Source organism: Nocardioides cremeus (genome assembly GCF_030518195.1).
GTDB classification, from domain to species: Bacteria; Actinomycetota; Actinomycetes; order Propionibacteriales; family Nocardioidaceae; genus Nocardioides; species Nocardioides cremeus.
The window spans coordinates 89,920-110,083 of sequence record NZ_JAULSC010000013.1 but is presented as its reverse complement, the minus strand read 5'-3'; the positions used below and the strand labels follow the sequence as shown (position 1 = coordinate 110,083).

General features: G+C 73.5%; 19 protein-coding genes. 8 read left to right on the top strand and 11 right to left on the bottom strand.

The window, feature by feature from the left end; translation table 11 throughout:
* Positions 1–447: 447 nt before the first annotated feature.
* Positions 448–1,350 (top strand): NAD-dependent epimerase/dehydratase family protein, encoded by a 903-nt coding sequence (locus tag QWJ41_RS13600; RefSeq protein WP_302708952.1) that lies wholly within the window; start codon positions 448–450, stop codon positions 1,348–1,350.
* Positions 1,311–1,496 carry a TraR/DksA family transcriptional regulator gene (locus QWJ41_RS22050; protein ID WP_369292732.1) on the top strand — a complete coding sequence of 62 codons (186 nt, stop codon included), beginning with the start codon at positions 1,311–1,313 and terminating at the stop codon, positions 1,494–1,496. Before QWJ41_RS13600 ends, QWJ41_RS22050 begins: the two co-directional genes overlap by 40 nt.
* 91 nt (positions 1,497–1,587) lie before the next feature.
* Here the strand turns inward: QWJ41_RS22050 and QWJ41_RS13595 are convergent, their stop codons facing one another.
* Positions 1,588–3,072 carry a hypothetical protein gene (locus QWJ41_RS13595; protein WP_302708951.1) on the bottom strand — a complete coding sequence of 495 codons (1,485 nt, stop codon included), beginning with the start codon at positions 3,070–3,072 and terminating at the stop codon, positions 1,588–1,590.
* Between the two features lie 118 nt (positions 3,073–3,190).
* Here QWJ41_RS13595 and QWJ41_RS13590 point away from each other — a divergent pair, with 118 nt between their 5' ends.
* The gene (locus QWJ41_RS13590) at positions 3,191–4,396 is read left to right on the top strand and encodes an MFS transporter (protein WP_302708950.1); all 1,206 of its coding nucleotides are present in this window, start codon (positions 3,191–3,193) and stop codon (positions 4,394–4,396) included.
* Positions 4,397–4,402: 6 nt separating this feature from the next.
* Here QWJ41_RS13590 and QWJ41_RS13585 read toward each other — a convergent pair whose 3' ends face one another.
* The 3 genes from QWJ41_RS13585 to QWJ41_RS13575 are packed head-to-tail and all read right to left on the bottom strand — an operon-like array spanning position 4,403 to position 6,629.
* Positions 4,403–5,218, bottom strand: coding sequence for an MBL fold metallo-hydrolase (locus QWJ41_RS13585; protein WP_302708949.1), 816 nt, complete (start codon positions 5,216–5,218; stop codon positions 4,403–4,405).
* Between the two features lie 30 nt (positions 5,219–5,248).
* On the bottom strand, positions 5,249–6,022 hold the full coding sequence (locus QWJ41_RS13580) for a maleylpyruvate isomerase family mycothiol-dependent enzyme (protein WP_302708948.1): 774 nt from the start codon (positions 6,020–6,022) through the stop codon (positions 5,249–5,251).
* A 13-nt stretch (positions 6,023–6,035) separates the two neighbouring features.
* A complete protein-coding gene (locus tag QWJ41_RS13575) occupies positions 6,036–6,629 on the bottom strand; it encodes a TetR/AcrR family transcriptional regulator (RefSeq protein WP_302708947.1) in 594 nt (197 codons plus the stop codon).
* A gap of 142 nt (positions 6,630–6,771) precedes the next feature.
* On the opposite strand from QWJ41_RS13575, the gene QWJ41_RS13570 reads away from it, so the two are divergent.
* Both QWJ41_RS13570 and QWJ41_RS13565 read left to right on the top strand, forming a co-directional pair.
* Positions 6,772–7,242 (top strand): NfeD family protein, encoded by a 471-nt coding sequence (locus tag QWJ41_RS13570; RefSeq protein ID WP_302708946.1) that lies wholly within the window; start codon positions 6,772–6,774, stop codon positions 7,240–7,242.
* 5 nt (positions 7,243–7,247) lie between these two features.
* Positions 7,248–8,294 (top strand): SPFH domain-containing protein, encoded by a 1,047-nt coding sequence (locus QWJ41_RS13565; protein WP_302708945.1) that lies wholly within the window; start codon positions 7,248–7,250, stop codon positions 8,292–8,294.
* A gap of 15 nt (positions 8,295–8,309) precedes the next feature.
* Here QWJ41_RS13565 and QWJ41_RS13560 read toward each other — a convergent pair whose 3' ends face one another.
* Positions 8,310–8,810 carry a hypothetical protein gene (locus tag QWJ41_RS13560; protein WP_302708944.1) on the bottom strand — a complete coding sequence of 167 codons (501 nt, stop codon included), beginning with the start codon at positions 8,808–8,810 and terminating at the stop codon, positions 8,310–8,312.
* A gap of 109 nt (positions 8,811–8,919) precedes the next feature.
* Between QWJ41_RS13560 and QWJ41_RS13555 the strand changes: the two genes are divergently transcribed.
* Positions 8,920–9,621: a hypothetical protein gene (locus QWJ41_RS13555; RefSeq protein WP_302708943.1), complete on the top strand. Its 702-nt coding sequence runs from the start codon at positions 8,920–8,922 to the stop codon at positions 9,619–9,621.
* On the opposite strand, the gene QWJ41_RS13550 is transcribed toward QWJ41_RS13555, so the two are convergent.
* Positions 9,602–10,630, bottom strand: coding sequence for an LLM class F420-dependent oxidoreductase (locus QWJ41_RS13550; protein ID WP_302708942.1), 1,029 nt, complete (start codon positions 10,628–10,630; stop codon positions 9,602–9,604). The two genes, QWJ41_RS13555 and QWJ41_RS13550, sit on opposite strands and share 20 nt — an antisense overlap.
* Before the next feature lie 99 nt (positions 10,631–10,729).
* A complete protein-coding gene (locus QWJ41_RS13545; protein WP_302708941.1) occupies positions 10,730–12,832 on the bottom strand; it encodes an acyltransferase family protein in 2,103 nt (700 codons plus the stop codon).
* 146 nt (positions 12,833–12,978) lie between these two features.
* On the opposite strand from QWJ41_RS13545, the gene npdG reads away from it, so the two are divergent.
* Positions 12,979–13,647 carry an NADPH-dependent F420 reductase gene (gene npdG / locus QWJ41_RS13540; RefSeq protein ID WP_302708940.1) on the top strand — a complete coding sequence of 223 codons (669 nt, stop codon included), beginning with the start codon at positions 12,979–12,981 and terminating at the stop codon, positions 13,645–13,647.
* A gap of 300 nt (positions 13,648–13,947) precedes the next feature.
* Here the strand turns inward: npdG and QWJ41_RS13535 are convergent, their stop codons facing one another.
* From QWJ41_RS13535 to QWJ41_RS13520, 4 genes are all read right to left on the bottom strand, one after another.
* Positions 13,948–15,696 (bottom strand): ABC transporter ATP-binding protein, encoded by a 1,749-nt coding sequence (locus QWJ41_RS13535; RefSeq protein ID WP_302708939.1) that lies wholly within the window; start codon positions 15,694–15,696, stop codon positions 13,948–13,950.
* On the bottom strand, positions 15,693–17,414 hold the full coding sequence (locus tag QWJ41_RS13530; protein WP_302708938.1) for an ABC transporter ATP-binding protein: 1,722 nt from the start codon (positions 17,412–17,414) through the stop codon (positions 15,693–15,695). Before QWJ41_RS13530 ends, QWJ41_RS13535 begins: the two co-directional genes overlap by 4 nt.
* Before the next feature lie 66 nt (positions 17,415–17,480).
* On the bottom strand, positions 17,481–17,963 hold the full coding sequence (locus tag QWJ41_RS13525; RefSeq protein ID WP_302708937.1) for a DUF6328 family protein: 483 nt from the start codon (positions 17,961–17,963) through the stop codon (positions 17,481–17,483).
* Positions 17,964–18,462: 499 nt separating this feature from the next.
* Positions 18,463–19,011, bottom strand: a complete 549-nt coding sequence (locus QWJ41_RS13520; RefSeq protein WP_302708936.1) for a YbaK/EbsC family protein — start codon at positions 19,009–19,011, stop codon at positions 18,463–18,465.
* An 83-nt stretch (positions 19,012–19,094) separates the two neighbouring features.
* Here QWJ41_RS13520 and QWJ41_RS13515 point away from each other — a divergent pair, with 83 nt between their 5' ends.
* On the top strand, positions 19,095–20,159 hold the full coding sequence (locus QWJ41_RS13515; protein ID WP_302708935.1) for a glycerophosphodiester phosphodiesterase family protein: 1,065 nt from the start codon (positions 19,095–19,097) through the stop codon (positions 20,157–20,159).
* Positions 20,160–20,164 lie beyond the last annotated feature (5 nt).

The window sequence follows — 20,164 nt, the reverse complement described above, 5'->3', positions numbered from 1 at the left end:
GCGTCGCCGAGACCGGGTGACGTGCCCACGTGCCGTACGCCGGGTGGGTGCGGGGTCTCGGCGTCGCTCGAGCCTTCGGCCCTCGCTGCTCGACCCACGGGGCTCGTTGGTCGAGCAGTGACGAGCGCCAGCGAGGAGCGTCGCCGAGACCGGGTGACGTGCCCACGTGCCGTACGCCGGGTGGGTGCGGGGTCTCGGCGTCGCTCGAGCCTTCGGCCCTCGCTGCTCGACCCACGGGGCTCGTTGGTCGAGCAGTGACGAGCGCCAGCGAGGAGCGTCGCCGAGACCGGGTGACGTGCCCACGTGCCGTACGCCGGGTGGTTGCGGGGTCTCGGCGTCGCTCGAGCCTTCGGCCCTCGCTGCTCGACCAACGGTGCTCGTCGGTCGAGCAGTGACGAGACCCTGCGGGGGAGGGACGGCGACCGTGTGCCTGGTTGGCTGGCGGGCATGCGCATCCTCTTCACGGGCGGCAGCGGCAAGGCCGGCCGGCACGTCGCCCCGTTCCTCGCCGACCAGGGCCACCAGGTCACCAACGCCGACCTGGTGCCGCTGGGCCACCCCGGGGTGGCCGACCTGCGGGTCGACCTGACCGACGCGGGCTCGACCTACTCGGCGCTCGCGGGGCTCGCGACGTTCGACGAGCTCGACCTGCCCGAGAAGCCGGCGTACGACGCGGTGGTGCACTTCGCCGCGGTGCCGCGCATCCTGCTCACCGACGACGCGTCGACGTACGCGACCAACGTGCTGAGCACCTACAACGTGCTGGAGGCCGCGACCCGGCTGGGCGTGCGCAAGGTGGTCTTCGCCTCGTCCGAGACGACGTACGGCATCTGCTTCGCGCAGGGCGAGCGGCGCCCCCGCTACGTGCCGGTCGACGAGGAGCACCCCACGGTGCCGGAGGACTCCTACGCGATGTCGAAGGTGGCCAACGAGGTGACCGCGCGCTCGTTCCAGGCCCGCACCGGCGCCGACGTCTACGGGCTGCGGATCAACAACGTCATCGAGCCCCACGAGTACGCCGAGATGTTCCCGGCGTTCCTCGAGGACCCCTCGCTGCGCCGGCGCAACGTCTTCGCCTACATCGACGCCCGCGACCTGGGCCAGATGGTCGAGCGCTGCCTGGAGACCGACGGGCTGGGCTACGAGGTCTTCAACGTCGCCAACGCCGACATGTCGGTCGCCGCCACCACCGACGAGGTGCGCGAGCGCTTCTACTCCGGCGTCGAGCAGCGCAGGGAGATGGGGCGCGACGAGACCTTCTACTCCATCGACAAGGCGCGCCGGCTGCTCGGCTACGAGCCGCAGCACTCGTGGCGCGACGTGCTCGCCGACCCGGGGGCGTCCTCGTGACGCGGCTCGGGGAGCGAGTGGTCTCGTGCGAGCGGTGCGGGCAGCCCGTCGGCGCCGAGCGGCTGGCGGCGCTGCCGCGGGCGACCACGTGCATCGCGTGCGCCAGCCTGCGCAAGCGGCCCTCGCGGGGCCAGACCTGCTCCTGAAGAGCCTGCGCGCTCCTCCAACCGGGCGCCGGTCTTCTCGGCGTCGGGATCCCATGCGTCAGGCATGGGCACAGCCTGGCGACCGGACCGCTCAGGCCGCGTAGTCGATGTCGAGGGTCCAGGCAGGCTTGTAGATCTCGAAGCTCGACCGGGGTCTGGTCGGTGGTGGGGCTGGGGGCGTGGGTGGTCGGCCGGGTGGGGCGAGGGTGCGGGTGCCGGTGTGGTCGACCAGGTAGGTGCCGCCGTAGGCGTCGCGCCACAGGTAGATCCCGGGGAAGGGTTGTCGCGCCTGCCAGTCGCCGTGGGTCTTGACTCGATGGTGCGCCAGCGTCAGCGGGCCGTAGTTCCCGACCTGGCTGGCCCCGCCCCGCCCGTGCGGGTCGGTGTGGTCGATCTGCATGGTGCGGCTGGTGCACGCACCCCAGGGGAAGCAGTCGGCCGGGGTCATCAGCTGCACCGCACGCCGGTGCCGCGCCGGCACCTCGTAGGCATCGACCGGGCTCTGGTCGGCCAGGTCGATCACCGGGCGCACCACGAACCGCGCGAAACGACCCAGCACCCCCCGCAACCACGACTCGGTGACCGGGCCGTGGCCCTCGATCCGCGCCACCCGGTCCAACGGCTCACCCTCGGCGTCCACATCACGCGCCTGGTCGCCCTCGCTGCGCGTGCTCGTGCGGGTGGCGGTGTCGTGGCCGGACAGGTGCACGAACAACGTCACGTCAGGCATCAGGTCGCGCAGGTCCACACCCGCGTCGTCGGCTCGTCCAGCGGCGGCCGGGTCGGCCAGCAACGCCACCGCGTGCACCCGCAGGTCATCCGTGCTCTCGGGGCTGTCGAACGCGAGGCCGGTCTCATCGGGCGGGCCCGGCTCGGTCTCGCTGGCCGGGTCGGGCTGGGTGGCGCGCAGACGACGAGCGAGCTCGGTGACCGCGCCGTCGAGGGCCTCGATCACCGGGATCGGGGCCCGGACGAGGAAGCTGGCCATCCCGTTCTCGCTGGTCCCGATCCGCTTCGCGAACCGCGCCCTGGCCCGCCGCTCCTCGGCCTCACGCGCCAGCGCCGGCGCCGCCGCGGCGACCTTGCCCTCCACCAAGGAGGTGAACCGCGACCAGGCGATCCGCCCGTCGGCGGACTCGGCGACCTCACCATCGACCCAGGCCGCCTCCGCCTTCGAGAGGTGACGGGTCCGGTCTGCCACGTGGATGGCGTAGGAGTCACGCACCTCCAGGGCCTGCACCCGCGACCACAACAACGGCAACCGCAGCCGCAGGTCCAGCGCCGCGGCCATCAACCGCCGCCCCGCATGGCTCGTGCGCCCGATCGCGGCACCGAACGTCGACGCCGCGAACTCGGTGACCTCGGGAGTCCCCTCGCCGCCGAAGGGCCGCGCCTGCTCCCGGCCCGGCTTGCCCGAGGCGCGCGCATCCAGCCGTTGCGCGGGGTGCGCGACCGCCCACTCGTAGGCCAGCACCAACAGCTCCACCCCAGCGCGCCGCTGGGTGTCGGCGCACGTCGCCGCCCTGGCGAGGATCTGCTCCTCCACCAGGTCGCTCACCGCCGCAGTGCTGGACATGGACCCCACTGTTGCACCACCCACCGACAGTCCCGCTGCACGCCGCTGACCTGCACCAACACGCCGACCGGCGAGCCCAGGTGTGCTGAGATGTGGCCGTCCACGACGGGAGATGCCAGTGGCAGGCGAGCGCTTCGGCCGTTTCTGGGCGGCGGCGACCATCAGCTCGTTCGGCACGGCGGTCACGGCCGTGGCCATGCCCGTGCTGGTGGTTCGCGACTTGGAGGCATCCGCGTTCGCCGTGGGCGTCGTCAACGCTGCTCAGTTCCTTCCCTACGCGGTGCTGGGACTGGTGGCAGGGGCCTACGCCGACAGGTGGCGCCGCCAACGAGTCCTGGTGTGGAGCAGCCTGGGTCGGGCCTTCGCCCTGGGTGCGATCCCGGTGCTGTGGGCATGCGGGACGCTCGGCGTGTGGACGCTGGTCGCGTTGCTGCTGGCCTTCGGTGCCTTCTCGGTGTTCGGGTTCGCTGCCACCCAGTCGCTGTTGCCGCGTCTGGTTCCCCGCAGCCGGCTGGTCGCGGCCAACGCCAGGCTCGACCAGGGCGACGCCGCGGCCCAGACGTTCGGGCCGGCTCTGGGTGGCGGACTGGTGGGCCTGTTGGGCGCGCCCGTGGCCATCGCGATCGACGCGGTCAGCTACGTGGTGGATGCTCTTCTCAACGCCCGGCTCGGGATCGACGACAGCCCGCCGGAACGGACTGCTGAGCGGCACCTGCGGCGCGAGGTCGTAGAAGGTCTGCGGTGGACCTATCGACATCCCACGCTCGGACCGCTCGCGGTGTCCACGCACGTCTGGTTCCTCGCCAACGGGGCAGCCTTCACCGCACTGGCGATCGTGGCCCTTCGGGAGATGGGTCTCTCAGCAGTCGTCTTCGGCCTGCTCGTCGCCACGGGTGGCGTCTCCCGCCTCCTCGGAGCGACGCTCGCGCCCGCGATGGGAGGCAGGCTCGGCACTGGTCCGACGATCCTCGCGACCCGGGCCGTGCACCCCGCGGCCTGGGTGCTGGTGGCGCTCGCCCCCCAGGTGCCCGCCGGGGTCGCCCTCCTCGGTGCAGCGCTCGCCCTGCAGGGCCTGGCCATGGGGGTCGAGAACGCCAACGACACCGGTTACTGGCAGCTCGTCACCCCTGACAGGCTGCTCGGTCGCGCGAACGCGACGCGTCGTTCGGTCAACCGGACCGCCGCTGCGCTCGGAGCCATCCTGGGTGGCGCAGCCCTGACGTTGTTCGACCAGGGACCGACCCTGCTGGGCATCGCAGTCGTGTTCGCGATGTCGGCGGCGATCGTGGGGCTGTCCCCGGTCCGACGCGTGCGAAGCGCCTGACCTCGATCAGACCCCGACCGGCTGCTCCGGCTCGAACTGCGCCAGCATCGCCTCGAGCGCGGCCTGGTCGGGACCCACGAACGGTGGCGAGTCGGGCGCCTCGTGCAGCATCTCGAGCAGCGTCGCGTTGACTCCGCGGGCGGGCGGCAGGTGCGTGCTGTAGATCGTCGAGGGGTCCAGCCGGCGGATCGGGTCGACCGTCGCCCGGTACCTCGTCGGGTCCACCTGGTGCACCCACGGGCTGTCGACGCCGGCCCAGAGCAGCTGCCCGGCGCGCAGGTCGTCGGCCGCCACGGCGTGCACGTCGCCGCCGAGGGCGTGCTCGGCGGTGGGCAGGGGTGCGCCGAAGCAGTCGGAGGAGAAGAGCGCACCGGTGTGGTGGTCGACGACGCCGACGGTGGCGGGGTTGTCGAAGAGCGGCGGCCGCAGGCCCGACAGCACCCGGTCGCCGACGTCGAGCTGCTGCCCGGGGTTGAGCAGGTAGACCCGGTCCATCGGCAGGGGACGCTCGGTGCTGAGGATGCCGACACCGATGAACGTCGTCACCACCCGTGCCTGAGGTGCCGCCTCCAGCAGGTCGTAGAGGCCGCCGGTGTGGTCGCGGTCGGGGTGGGTCAGCCAGATCCACCGCACGTCGGCCGGGTCGATCACCTGGCCCAGCCACGACACGAAGTCCTTGTCGTCGGTGCTCAGGCCGGTGTCGACGACCACCGGCTGCTCGGCGTGGATGACGAAGGCGTTGACCGGGAGGAACCCCAGTCCGGGGATCTCGGCCACGTCGTTGAGGACGGTGACGTCCTGCTCGGTCCGTTGGGTCTGCATCGCTGTCTCCTTGGTGCGGTCCTGGTGTCCTCAGAAGGGCACGGCCACGCCGAGCAGGGCGTGGTCGGTCGTGGTGGGAGCCGGTCGCCCCGAGAGCAGCCGGCAGAAGTCGACGGCGTCGAGGCTCAGCTCGGGGCCGCCGTCGCCGCGCGTGTAGTCGCCCCCGGCGGGCCCGGTCAGGTGGAGCCGGTAGGGCTCCCCGTGGCGCTCGGCCCACTCGGCGACGACGTCGGCGACCAGCACGCCGTCGTGGTCGGCGGTGAGCTCGGGGGTCCGTCCGGTCGCCCGTGAGATGTCCATCCGGTGCATCCACGGGTCGCGGGTCAGGATCGTGTCGAGCAGGAAGCCGTTGGTCCACCGCTCCGTGCGGCCGCCGACGTGCTGGGGGTCGGGCAGCTTCATGCGACGTACGACGCCCGGCACGCGCCGCCGGCCCCGCGCGGCCCGGGGGCCCACCACGGCGAAGCGCTCGACCAGCTCGCCGGTCGACAGGTCGGCGTGCTCCTCGACCTGCAGGGCCGTCAGCGCGTCGAGGGGGTCGCCACCGCGGCGCTTGGCCGCCGAGGTCTGGCGCAGCGTCTGCCGCATGCCGGTGGCCATCAGGGCCATCCCGGTGGTGTGCCCGGCCATCGCGCGCACGTCCCAGGCGGAGCAGTCCGTCGGGCGGGCCCAGTCGTCGGGCGCCAGCGAGCGCAGCAGGTCGAGGAAGCGGGCGTACTCGGTCTCGGCGAGCCGCATCGCGGTGTCGCGGTCGAGGCGTGGGCGGCGCGGTCCCGCCGTGGTGCCGGGTCGTTCGAGGGTCATGTTGGGTCCTTCCTCATCGGTGTGGTGCGACCTCGCCGAGGAACATGTCGACGGCGCGGGGGGCCAGGCGCCGCCAGCGCCGACCGCCCGGGTCGTTGGCCTCCTGCTGGCCCGCGAGACCACCGAGCAGGGCGGTCCACAGGTCGGCGGCGTCGGGGTCGGTGATGCCGCAGCGCGCCAGGGTGCGGTGCAGGCTCTCGAGCACGCGGACGGCGTGCGCGTAGCTCTCGGCGCTCGGCGTGAAGCCGGGCACCGGGCGCTGGTTCATCAGGGCGTGCCGCTCGGGCTGGGCGGCCATCGCGTCCAACCAGGTGGTCGCGACGAGCAGGAGGGCCTCGCGGGGGTCTCGGGGCAGGTCGTCCTCGAGGGAGGCGCTGGTCTCGTCGAAGTCGGCCCAGGCCTGGCCGAACATCGCGTCGACGATCGCGAGCTTGGAGTCGAAGTGGCCGTAGAGGGAGGGGGCGCGCATGCCGACGCGGTCGGCGACCGCGCGCAGGGTCAAGCCCGTCCAACCGGACTCGCCGACGACCGCCCAGGCGGCCGCGAGGATCTCGTCGCGGGTGTCCTGCCGGCGTCGCGTCCTAACGGCGTTCGCTTCTCCTAACATTGTTAGATGGTGCTCCCGGGGTCGTGCCCGCGTCAAGGGTGGGTCTCGTCCGGCGTGCACGACGGGTGTGGACCTTCGACCCGTGCCGGCTGATGCCCCCGGGGGTAGTCTTGAGGGTCATCGCGGACGGATGGACGGTTCCATGTGGTGGTTGCTCTGGCTGGTAGCGGCGGTGGTGCTCGGCGCGGCGGAGTTCGTCACGCTGACGCTGTTCCTCGGCCTGCTGGCGGGCGCGTCGCTGGTCGCCGCGGTGGCCGCCGGTCTCGGTGCCTCGGTGCCCGTGCAGCTGCTGGTCTTCGCCCTCACCGGCGGGGTGGGCCTGGCTGCGGTCCGGCCGATCGCCAAGCGCAACCTGGAGCTGCCGCCGCCCTCGCGCGAGGGCAGCGACGCCCTCGTCGGACGCTCCGCGCTGGTCACCCGCGAGGTCACCGCCGACGGAGGCCTGGTGCACCTGTCGGGCGAGGACTGGTCGGCGCGGGCCTTCGACGAGGACCTGGTGATCCCGCCCGGCGTCCGGGTCGACGTCTTCGGGATCGAGGGCGCGACCGCCGTGGTCCATCCGCGTGACCCGCTGCCGGACCCGCTGCGGGAGCCCGACCCCCTGGAGGAGTGAGTGCCGTGGAACTGCTCGTGCCGATCGCCGTCCTGGCCGCCCTGGTCGTCTTCGTGGTCGCCTCGGCGATCCGGATCGTGCCGCAGGCGCGCCGCTACAACATCGAGAGGTTCGGTCGCTACCAGCGCACCCTGCAACCGGGCCTCAACCTGATCATCCCGCTCGTCGACCGGGTCAACACCAAGCTCGACGTCCGCGAGCACGTCTACTCCTCCGACCCCAAGCCGGTCATCACCGAGGACAACCTCGTGGTCGCCATCGACACGGTGCTCTACTACCAGATCACCGACCCGCGGGCGGCGGCGTACGAGGTGGCCGACTACCTGCAGGCCATCGACCACCTGACCGTCACGACGCTGCGCAACCTGATCGGCTCGATGGACCTCGAGAGCACCCTGACCTCGCGCGAGACCATCAACACCCGGCTGCGCGAGGTGCTCGACGAGGCCACCGGCCGGTGGGGCATCCGGGTGAACCGCGTCGAGATCAAGGCCATCGACCCGCCGGCCAACATCAAGGAGGCGATGGAGAAGCAGATGCGCGCCGAGCGCGACAAGCGCGCCGCGATCCTGCACGCCGAGGGCGAGCGGCAGGCGCTGATCCTGACCGCGGAGGGCACCCGCAACAAGCTGATCCTCGAGGCCGAGGGACGCCAGCAGGCCACCATCCTCGAGGCGGACGGCGAGGCCAAGGCGCTCGAGCGGGTCTTCCAGTCGGTGCACGCCAACGACGCCGACCCCAAGGTGCTGGCCTACAAGTACCTGGAGATGCTGCCGCGCCTCGCCGAGGGCGGCAACAGCTTCTTCGTGATCCCGGGCGAGCTGACCGAGGCGGTCAGGACGGTGACGGCGGCGTTCGCCCCCGAGGGCGGTGCCGACCACGCGCCCGGCCAGGACCGGCGCGCGCCCGCGCGACCGGTCAGCGGGTCGCCGCAGCGGATCGGCCCGGTGGCGCGGCCGCAGGCGATCGAGGCCGAGGCGGCCAGGGCGGCAGAACTGGCCCGCGCCGCGGTCGACGAGGCGAAGAACGAGGTCGAGCGCGCCAGCCTGTGAGGGCCGGCCGCAGGGTCAGCCGGTCCAGCTGCCGTGCAGGGCCCGCGGGAGCGCCCACACGCCGCGCTCGGTCAGCCGCCCCTCGTCGTCGAGCACGCCGAGGGCGCGCCAGCGCGGTGCCAGGTGGTCCAGCGCCTCCGCCACGACCGCGAGGTAGCCGTCGGGGTCCTCGATCTCACCGTCGACCTCGTCGAGTGCCACCACGTCGGCCTGCACCTGGGCCGCGTCGAGGTCGCTGCCGGGGCCGCGACGTACGACGCCGAGGGCCAGGCCGAGCCAGTCGACGTGCTGCAGCGCCATCACCGCAGCCACCGACTCGACCTCGTCGTCGCCCGGCAGCTCCGCCGGCGAGATGGTGTCGACGACCTCGTCCAGCCACGCGGCCCTGTCGTCGGGGACGTCCTCGACGCCGGGGACGCGCTCGGCCAGGTAGCGCGCGGCCTCACGGTCCACCGCCGCCCACTCCTCGAGCCAGGCGTCGGACTCCTCGTCGCTGGGCAACCAGTCGTCGGTCATGGGGTGACGCTAGCGCGACTCGCGGTCGGGACGCAGCGTCCGGCGCAGGCTCTTCCGCGCGCCGGTGGCAAGCGCGCAGACTGGGCCGACGAGACGGGGAGGTCCGGGAGTGCGAGCAGGTGGGGAACGTGCGGCGCGTGCCGGCGGGGTCGGCGCGGGAGTGCTCCTCGTCGTCTCCGGGGCGCTGCTGGTAGCGGCGTCGTGGGTGCGGTGGGCCGATGTCTGCGGCTGGGGCGAGGGTGGGAGCGCGGCTTGCCTGAAGAGGCAGGACCACCGCTACGACATCGTGGTGCCGGGGGCGCCGTGGGAGCCCGTGGGTGCCGCCGCCGAGCTGGCGGGAGTGTCGCTGCTGGTCCTCGCCGCCGCCCTCGTGCTGCTGCCCTGGGCGCTCACGGGTCGTCGACCGGGCCTGGCTACCGCCGTCGCGCTGGCCGGCGGGGTGCTGGGTGCGGCGGCCGTCGGCCTCGCCGCCCTCCGCTCCGGGCTGACCGGCGAGGTGGTCGACCCGGTCGGCGGGGGCATCGCAGGCGCGGCGTGGCTGCTGCTGCCGCCTGCCGTGACGGTGCGGCTGGCGATCGGGGCGCGCGGACGCCGGGTGGCGGCGGCAGTCCTGCTGGTGCTCGCCGCCCCGCTGGTGGCGGCGTTCTCCTACGCGGTCGGGCCCTACGACGCCCGGCCGTGGTGGGAGGCGGTCTCCGGCCTGCTCCTGGTCGGCGCCGGCCTGTGCCTGGTCACGGTCCCGCGGCCGGGAGCCGTCGCGGTGACGCCCCAGGCACAGGCGGAGCCGGAGATCAGGCCAGCCACTCCTTGACCTGCGCGATGGTCGCGGCGGGGTCCTCGGTGGCCGGGTTGACCTGCAGGTTGGTGACGCCGGCCTCGCGGAAGGCGGCGATGCGCTCCTTGACGTACGACGCCGGGCCCACCAGGTTGCCGGCCTCGAGCCACTCCGTCGGGACCAGCGCCTCGGCCTCCTTCTTCTTGCCGTCGAGGTAGAGGTCCTGGATCTGCTTGGCCTCGGCCTCGTAGCCGTACTGGCAGGCGAGCTCGTTGTAGAAGTTCTTGCCGCGCGCACCCATGCCGCCGACGTACAGGGCGTACATCGGGCGCATGAAGTCGAGCATGCCCTTGACGTCCTCGCCGATCGCGACCATGCCGCCGGCGCTGACCTCGAGCGGGGCCAGGTCGTCGGAGCGCTTGGCGCGGCCCTTGGCGAGGGCCTCGCCCCAGACCGTCTCGGCCTTCTCGGGGTAGAAGAGGAACGGCAGCCAGCCGTCGGCGACCTCGGCGGTCATCGCCACGTTGGCGTTGCCGAGCGCGGCCACCCACAGCGGGATCGAGGAGCGCTCGGGCTTGTTGAGCAGCTTGAGCGGCTTGCCCAGGCCCAGGCCCTGGTCGGCGGGCAGCGGCAGCGTGAAGATGCCGTCGGCCTCGAGGCGCTCGTGGCGCAGCCCCGAGCGCAGCAGCCGGATCACCTCGCGGGTGCGGCCCAGCGGCTTCTCGTAGGGCATGCCGTGGAAGCCCTCGATGACCTGCGGGCCCGAGGCGCCCAGGCCGATGACGGCGCGGCCACCCGACACGTTGTCGAGACCCGCGGCGGTCTGCAGCAGCGCGCCCGGGGTGCGGGAGTAGACGTTGAGGATGCCGGCGGCGATCTCGACCGTCTCGGTCTTCGCGGCCAGGTAGCCCATCAGCGTGGGCGCGTCGAAGCCGTAGGGCTCGGCCACCCAGACCATGTCCAGCCCGGCCTTCTCCAGGCCGACGACCTGGTCGGCGGTCTCTCGCGGGTTGCCGGCGTAGACCAGCGGCATCGACAGCTTCATGGGTCCCCTTGCGGTGCTGAGATCGGCGTGCAACGTCGATCGTGACCGTAGCAGCGCCGCTGTCAGGGTCCGAGGGTCCGGCTCGTCAGCCGGTCATCCTCAGCCGGTCATCTTCAGGGCCCGGCCCAGCGAGCCGGCCAGCCCTGCGGCGTACTCGGTGGTGAGGTGGTCGGTGTCGCGGTAGGTGAGCGTGCCGCCGACCACGACCGGGCAGTCGCCCTCGAAGCACAGCCACGGCGTCGGGTCGACGACCTCGGCGCCGGCCAGCAGCGCCGACTTCACCACGATGTCGCCGAGGATCGTCGCGCGCTCGACCGGCTCGAACATGCAGCTGCCGAGGCTGGGGGTCGCCGAGGTCAGGCACTCGCCCGGGTCGGTCGCCGACTTCGGCACGTCCTTGACGACCACCACGCGACCGGCGTGGGCGCCCAGCTCGTCGAAGAGCTCGTCGTAGCCGCGCTCGAGCTCGGGGGCGATCTTCTCGATCGTGAGGACCCGCCGGCCCTCCACCCACACGCCGTTGACCGGCGGGGCCGAGGAGACCACGACCAGGTCGGGGGAGAGGGCCGCCACCTGGTCGGCGGCCCAGTCCTGGAACTCGTCGCAGCCGGTGAAGACCACGGCCTCCTTCAGCGGCGCCACGCTCACGTGGCCGGCCGGGCACTGCGGCTTGACCAGGTAGAACGCCCGCCAGCCGGAGTCGAGGGTGATCCGCTCCAGCGCCGGGATCCAGGCCCGGGCGTGCGAGTCGCCGATCACCACGACGGTGCGCTCGCCGGCGGGGTCGCCGCGCACGCACAGGCGGCGTACGTCGGCCTCGTAGTCGCAGGCGCCGACGTCGGCCACGCTCTGGCGCAGGTCGAGCAGGTCGGGGGTCAGGTCGCTGGGGATCGCGACCTCCTCGCGGGCGGCCCGCACCGAGGCCTTGACCAGCGCGACCGTCTCGTCGTGGTGGTCGCGGTCGCGCACCGCGATCGCGGGGTTGTCGCCGCTCTCGCCGCCGCGCCACTCGGTGACCTGCCACGAGCCGGCCGCGGCGCCGAGGACCAGCACCAGGCTGGCCGGGTAGAGCACCAGCGGGCGCGGCGAGGGCAGGTGCACCGCGACCCGGCCGCTGCGGAACGGCGTCTCGACGAACCGGTAGGTCAGCGCCGCCAGGTTGAGGACCACCAGCACCGCCACGAGCCGCTCGGTGACGCTCAGCGCGCGACCCAGGTGCTGCTCGGTGATCACCAGCGCCGGCCAGTGCCACAGGTAGAGCGAGAACGACCAGTCGCCCAGCACCCGCGCGGGGCGACAGGTCAGCAGCCAGCGCACCGGGCCGGGCTGGCCCGCGGTGGTGCTGCCCGCGGTCACGAGGGCGGCCGCGCCGAGGACGGGCAGCAGGGCGGCGTACCCGGGGAAGGCGGTCGCGGGCGAGAGCACGACGCCGGCGGCGACGACCGCGCCCAGGCCGCCCAGCGCCAGCAACCACGAGGCCGCCGCCGGCAGCCGGGGCGCGAGCCGCGGCAGCACCAGCGCCAGGACCGCGCCGACCCCGAGCTCCCAGACGCGGGCGGGGGTGGAGAAGTACGTCGCCGCGGGGTCGGCCGTCGTGGCGACCAGCGACCACGCGAGCGAGGCGCCGCTCACGAGGAGCAGCACCACCAGCAAGGCCCGGCGGGTCAGGTGCCCGCGTCCGGCGCGGCGCGCGAGCGCGGCGAGGCCGAGCACGAGCAGCGGCCAGACGACGTAGAACTGCTCCTCGACGGCCAGCGACCAGTAGTGCTGCAGGGGAGAGGGGCCGGTGCCCTCGGCGAAGTACGAGACGCCTTCGTCGGCGAAGTGGATGTTGGCGGCGAACAGGCCCGACCACACGGCGTCGTCGACGAGGTCGCGGGCGTTGACCAGCGGCAACCAGACCAGCGAGGCCAGCAGCGTCACGACCAGCACCAGCGTGGCGGCGGGCAGGATGCGGCGCGCCCGGCGCGACCAGAAGCCGGTCAGCGACAGGCGGCCCTCGGCCTCGACCTCGCGCACCAGCAGGCCGGTGATCAGGAAGCCGGAGATGACGAAGAAGACGTCGACACCGACGAAGCCGCCGGCCAGGAACGGCACCCCGGCGTGCGCGGCGATGACCAGCACGACGGCCAGGGCACGCATGCCCTGCACGTCGTCGCGGTGCCGCGTGCCACCGGTTGCCGCCACCTCGTGCCTCCCCATGTCCGAGCCCGTGCCCGACCTGCCTCCCTGGTCTTAACAAGTGACCGGGCCGATCGTTACGCGCCACGAGGGTGCCATGATCGCGGGGCGCCCGGCGGGACCCGCCCGAGGCGGCCAGATCTTCGCCGAGCTTGAGGAGCACCAGCGTGACGACGTACCGCATCGCAGTGATCGGTGGCACCGGCCCGCAGGGCAAGGGCCTGGGCTACCGCTTCGCGAGGGCCGGTCACAGCGTGGTGCTCGGCTCGCGCTCCGCCGAGAAGGCCGGCCCGGTCGCCGACGAGGTCACCGAGCGGCTCGCGGGCGTCGAGGGCGCCGGCTCCGTGACGGGCGCGGCCAACGCCGACGCGATCGGTGAGGCCGACGTGGTGCTGCTCGCCGTGCCGTACGACGGCCACGCCGAGCTGGTCGAGTCGCTCCCGCTCGCGGGCAAGACGGTCATCTCCTGCGTCAACCCCCTCGCCTTCGACAAGCGCGGCGCGCACGGGCGGATCATCGACGGCGGCGAGGGCTCGGCGGCCGAGGAGGCCCAGCGCCTGCAGCCCGAGGCCACCGTGGTCGGCGCCTTCCACAACGTCTCCGCGGTCCTGCTGTGGGGCGAGGACGACTACCTCGACGAGGACGTCCTCGTCGTCGGCGACGTCGTCGAGGCCAAGGAGGTCGCCATGGACCTCGCCGAGGCCGTCACCTCCCGCCGCGGCATCGACGCCGGCAAGCTGCGCCTGGCCCGCCAGCTCGAGCCCTTCACCGCCGTGCTCATCTCCATCAACCGCAAGTACAAGACCCACGCCGGGGTGCGCATCTCCGGGGTCTGACCCCTCCCGCTGGTCGAGCAGCGACGAGCGCCAGCGAGGAGCGGCCCTCCCGTTGGTCGAGCAGTGACGAGCGCCAGCGAGGAACGTCGCCGAGACCCGGTGAGGTGCCCACGTGCCGTACGCCGGGTGGTTGCGGGGTCTCGGCGTCGCTCGAGCCTTCGGCCCTCGCTGCTCGACCAACGGTGGTGAGTGGCGTGCTCGCCGTACGCCATGGGGTCGCGGGGTCTCGGCGTCGCTCGAGCCTTCGGCCCTCGCTGCTCGACCAACGGCAGGCGCCTCGCTGCTCGACCTACGGCGCGCTCAGCCGCGACCGTGCCAGGACTCCCACAGGTCGGCGTAGGAGCCGCCGGAGGCGATCAGCTCGTCGTGGGTGCCGAGCTCGGTGATCCGGCCGCCGTCGACGACCGCGACCCGGTCGGCGTCGTGGGCCGAGAAGAGGCGGTGCGCGATGGCGACGACGGTGCGTCCCTCGAGCACCGAGGCCATCGAGCGCTCGAGGTGCCGGGCGGCGCGCGGGTCGATCAGCGACGTCGCCTCGTCGAGCACGAGCGTGTGCGGGTCGGCCAGCACCAGCCGGGCCAGGGCGACCTGCTGGGCCTGGGCGTCGGTGAGGGCTCGTCCGCCCGAGCCGACCAGGGTGTCGAGCCCGGCGGGCAGCGCCTCGACCCAGGTCCGGGCGTCGACCGACTCCAGCGCGGCCAGCACCGCCTCGTCGTCGGCGGAGGGCCGGGCCAGCACCAGGTTCTCGCGGACCGTGCCGACGAAGACGTGGTGCTCCTGGGTCACCAGCGCCACGTGCCCGCGCAGCTCGCCCAGCGGCAGGTCGACCAGCGGCACTCCACCGACGGTGACCGCGCCCTCGCGCGGCGGGTGGATGCCGGCCATCAGCCGGCCCAGCGTCGACTTGCCCGCACCCGACGGGCCGACCATGGCGATCCGCTCGCCCACCCCCACCGACATCGACACGTCGTGCAGCACGTCGCGCTCCCCGTCGTACGAGAACCGCACCCGGTCGACGTCGAGCTGCTCGTCGACCGGCCGGGCCTCGCCCTCGGTGCGGTCGTCGGGCACGTGCGCGACCCCGAGCAGCCGGGCCAGCGACGCGGCGCCGGCCTGCAGCTCGTCGAGGATCGAGACGATCCGGTCGACGGGGTCGATGAGCATCTGCACGTAGAGCGTCGCGGCGGTGACGTCGCCGAGCGAGACCTCGCCGCGGGTGTAGAGCCAGCCGCCGAGCAGCAGCGTCGCCACCGTCGGCACCAGGTAGGACAGCTCCATGCTGGGGAAGAACACGGTGCGCAGGTGCAGCGTGTACTTCTCGGCGTCGTAGGAGTCGCGGATGTCGTCGTCGACGCGGGCGACCTGCTCGCGCTCGAGGCCGAGCGCCTCGACGGTGCGTGCGCCCTCGACGGTCTCGGTCAGGCTCGCGCTGATCGCCGAGTACGTCGCCGACTCGCGCAGGTAGCCGTCCCTGGCGCGCGCCAGGTACCAGCGCAGCCCGACCACCAGCGGCGGCACGCCCAGCAGGCACGGCAGCGCCACCCACCAGCCGATGCTCAGCGCCGCGACCAGGGTGAGCGCGGCGGTGACCACGGCGATCGTCCACTCGGGCAGCGCCATCCGCACCGACCAGCCGAGCTGGTCGACGTCGCGGCTGGTGCGGGTCAGCAGGTCGCCGGACCCGGCCGACTCCACGACCCCGACCGGCAGCGACAGCGCGTTGTCGACGAAGTCCTCGCGCAGGTCGGCCAGCACCTGCTCGCCCAGCACCTGGCTGACGTAGCGGGCGTAGCGGGTCAGCACCGTCTGGGCGACCAGGAAGCCGGCCAGCACCATCAGCACGCGGTCGACGTACCCGGTGGTGGTGCCCTGCTCGACCGCCTCGACGAGGTCGCCGAGGAGCCGGGGCGCGGCCAGGGCGGCGACCGCCGCCAGCACGTGCAGCCCGAGCGCACCGAAGAGCATCCGGGGGTGGCGGCGCGCCAGCTGCTTGACGTAGCGCCGCAGCGCGGGGGAGTCGGCGACCGGCAGCCGGGTGGCGGCGCTCATCGCACGACCTCCGCGGGCGCGACCTCGCGCGTCACCACGCGTCGGTAGTCGGGCAGCCGCTCGAGCAGCTCGGCGTGCGTGCCGGTGGCCACCACCCGGCCCGCGACCAGGAAGGCGACCTGGTCGACCGCGGCCAGCACCAGGGGGCTGGAGCTGGTCACGACCGTGGTGCGACCCGCCCGGTGCGGGCGCAGCCGCTGGGCGATGCGGGCCTCGGTGTGGGCGTCGACGGCGCTGGTGGGCTCGACCAGCACCAGCACCTCGGGGTCGAGCGCCAACGCACGGGCCAGCACGAGGCGCTGGCGCTGGCCGCCGGAGAAGCTGCGCCCGCGCTCCGCCACGAGCGTGTCGAGGCGCTCGGGCAGCGCGTCGAGCACGTCCTGCGCCGACGCGGTGAGCAGGGCACGCTCGACCTCGCCGCGGCCGGTCACGTCGAGACGCTCACCCAGCCGCCCGGAGAACAGCACCGAGCCGGTGTGCGAGACGACGACGCGGCGGCGTACCTCGTCACGCGCCAGCGCCACCAGCGGCACCCCGCCCAGGCGTACGCCGGGGTCGTGCCCGGCGTCGCAGAGCCCGATCCGGTCGGCGAGCGCGGCCGACTCGTCGGGCTGCTCGCTGACCACCGCGACCAGCTGCCCTGCCGGCACGCGCAGCCCCGAGCGCTCGTCGACCAGGTCGGAGCCCGGCGGGGGAGAGGGCGCGGCCTGCGCCGGCGGGCCCGACTCGGGCTCGAGCGCGAGCACCCGGCAGACCCGGCGGGCCGAGACCAGCCCGCGGATCAGCTTGTTGGCGTACTCGGTCGCGGTGCGCAACGGGATCATCAGGAAAGCGGCGTAGCCGTAGAAGGCGACCAGCTCGCCGGGCGAGATGCGCCCGGCGACGGCGTACCGAGCACCCAGCCAGACCACGACCACGACGAAGACACCCGGGAGCAGCACCTGCAGCGCATCGAGCAGCGACTGCAGCCGCGCGACCTGGACGCCGGCGCGGCGGGTCGCCTGCGACTCGCGGGCGTAGCGGGCGTGGAAGACCTGCTCGCCGCCGATGCCGCGCAGCACCCGCAGGCCGCTGACGATGTCGGTGGCGGTGTTGGACAGCTCGCCCATCAGGTGGCGCTGGTGGGTGCTGCGGCGCTGCAGCGGCGAGAGCAGCGGGCCGATCAGCAGCACCAGCGTCGGCACGCCGAGGAGCACCACCAGCCCCAGCGTGGTGGAGGTCTGCAGCAGGATCACCGCGACCAGCACGAACGAGACCACCGCGCCCGCGAAGCGCGCCGACACGTCCATCACCTGGCCCAGGTGCGACAGGTCGCTGGTGCCGATCGCGACGACCTCGCCGGTGGAGACCTGGCGCGGCAGGCTGCCGCCGAGCCGGACGCTCTGGCGGGTCACCAGCTGGACGGTCCGGTAGGCGGTCGTCAGCCAGTTGGTGACCGCGAAGCGGTGCCGCACGATGCCGCTGACCGCCTGCACCAGCCCGACCACGAAGAGCAGCCCGGTCCACATCAGCAGCGCCGAGGAGTCGCGGTCGGCCACGCCGCGGTCGATGGCCCGACCGATCAGCGCCGGCAGCACCGCCTGGCTGCTCATCCAGATGACGCCGAAAAGCATCCCGAGCGCCAGGGTGTGCCACTGGCCCCGGGCCAGCCACCACAGGAAGCGCCCCGGAGAACGGTGGTCGGCGGTCCCGGGATCGTCGAAGGGCAGCGCGCGCACAGCAGAAGGTAGAGCGTCGGCGGCCGCTCCCGCGAATCCTTTTCGACCCCAGGCTGAGGAGCCGTCTCAGGAGGAGTGGCGCAGCATCCGCTCGGGCACCCCGACCAGCAGCAGCAGCACCACGACCAGCAGCGGCACGCCGACCACGATGCCGGCCGTGCGGCCCAGCACGACGTCGAAGACGAACATGCTGATGCCGACCAGCAGCAGCCCGATCCCGCTCAGCACGCCGGCCACGAAGAGCTCGGCCACCCGCACCAGCCGCTGCTTGACGTGGCGACCCGAGACCCGCCGGTGCACCGCGATCGGGGTCACCACCAGCGCCGTGGTCAGCAGGGCGATCAGCACGATCACCAGGTAGAGGGTGCGCTGGTAGGTGTCGAGCTCGTCGAACTTGCTCTGGAACGGCAGCGTCAGCAGGAACCCCGCGATCAGCTGGGTGCCGGTCTGCATGACCCGGAGCTCCTGCAGCAGGTCGTTCCACTTGCGGTCGGCCTGTTCGTCGATCGTCTCCTCGCGCCCCGACCCCTGCGCGTCCTTGCTCGCCATGACGGCAATTTACCGAAGTGTGGCCGCCCCGTCGTTGGTCGAGCAGTGACGAGCGCCAGCGAGGAGCGGCTGTCGAGACCGGGTGAGCGGCCCACTCGCTGTACGCCATGGGGTCGCGGGGTCTCGGCGTCGCTCGAGCCTTCGGCCCTCGCTACTCGACCAACGGCGCGGCCCCGTCGTTGGTCGAGCAGTGACGAGCGCCAGCGAGGAGCGTCGTCGAGACCGGGTGAGGTGCCCGCGTGCCGTACGCCATGGGCTCACGGGGTCTCGGCGTCGCTCGAGCCTTCGGCCCTCGCTGCTCGACCAACGGCGCGGCCCTTCGTCGGTCGAGCAGTGACGAGCGCCAGCGAGGAGCGTTGTCGAGACCGGGTGAGCGGCCCACTCGCCGTACGCCGGGTGGTTGCGGGGTCTCGGCGTCGCTCGAGCCTTCGGCCCTCGCTGCTCGACCAACGGAGGCGCCCTCGCTGCTCGACCAATGGTGGGGCGGTCGTGGCTCGACCTACGGGGCGAGGGCGAGGTCGTCGACCTGCTCGGCGCCGGGGAGGGCGGCGACGAGGTGGCCGGGCACGAGCAGCTTGGAGCGGCGCAGGCCGGAGCCGAGGACGGCGACCTCGATGCCGGCGACGCGGGCGTCGACGAGTACCCGCCAGCCTGCGGGAAGGCCGGCGGGGGTGATACCGCCGTGCTCCATGCCGCTCTCCTCGGTCGCGCGCTCCATGGGCAGGAAGGAGCACTTGCGCACGTCGAGGGTGCGCTTGACGAAGCCGTTGACGTCGGCGCGGGTGTCGGCGCGCACCACGCAGGCGGCGACCCGTTCCTCCCCGGCACGCTTCCCGGAGACGACCACGCAGTTGGCCCCGGTGGTCATCGGCAGGTCGTAGGCCGCCGAGAGGGCTGCGGTGTCGGCCAACGCCGGGTCGATCGCGGTGACCGCGACCTCGTCGACGTGCGCCCAGTCCGCCAGCGCCGCCGCCACCGGGGCGGCCAGCAGGTCGAGGTGCTCGCGGACGGGCAGCGGCTGCAGGGCGCCGAGGGTCGGGAGGCTCATGTGTCCATCCTGCCGTCCAGGCCTCACCGGCCGTTCACCTCCTCGTCGCCGCGCGGTCCCCACCCCCACGCACCCTGGAGGTCGTGACCACGCAAGCGCACCGTCAGCTCCGTCGTACGTCGTCCCTGGCCGTCACCCCGGCCGTCGTCGCCCACCGCGGCGCCAGCGGCTACCTGCCCGAGCACACGCTCGCGGCCTACCGCGCCGCCATCGCCCTGGGCGCCGACGACATCGAGCTCGACCTGGTCAGCACCCGCGACGGGGTGCTGCTGGCCCGCCACGAGCCGGAGCTCTCGCACACCACCGACGTCGCCGAGCACCCCGGGCTCGCGCACCTGCGCACCACCAAGGTCGTCAACGGCGTCGAGGTCACCGGCTGGTTCGCCGGCGACCTGACGCTCGAGCAGGTACGCCGCCTCCGCGCACGCGAGCGCCTCGCCGACCTGCGGCCGCGCTCGGCCGCCCACGACGGGCTGCACCCGGTGCCGACCTTCGACGAGGTGCTCGCCATGGTGGCCGAGGAGTCGGCCGCCCGCGGCCGCAGCATCGGCCTGATGGTCGAGCTCAAGGACCCGGCCTGGTCGGCCGCCGAGGGGTTGTCGCTGGTCGAGCCGCTGGTCGCCGACCTGCGCCGGCACGGCCTCGACCACGCCCGCTCCCGCGTCACGGTGATGTCGTTCGAGCCGACCGTGCTGCAGGCGCTGGCCCCGCTGCTGCGGGTGCCGCTGGTCCAGCTGCTCGGCGGGCTCGACCGGCGCCCCGCCGACCTGGTCGCCCTCGGCGACCCCCGCACCTTCGCCGACCTGGCCTCCCCGGCCGGCCTCGCGGCCATCGAGCGGTACGCCGACGGGGTCGGCGCCCGGCACAGCCTGGTCACCCGCGACGTGGCCGGCCGGATGGTCGCCTCCGACCTGGTGCGCGACGCCCACCGCGAGTGGCTGACGGTGCACGTGTGGACCCTGCGCGCGGAGGCGTCGTACCTGCCGGCGCCCTTCCGCGGCCAGGAGGCGCACGGCGACCTCGCCGGCTACGCCTCGCTGCTGCTCGACCTCGGTGTCGACGGCCTGATCACCGACCACCCCGACCTCGTCGTCGCCGCCCGCGACACCCACGTGGGCGGCGCCGCGCCCGTCCGCGTCGCGGCCTAGCGCGC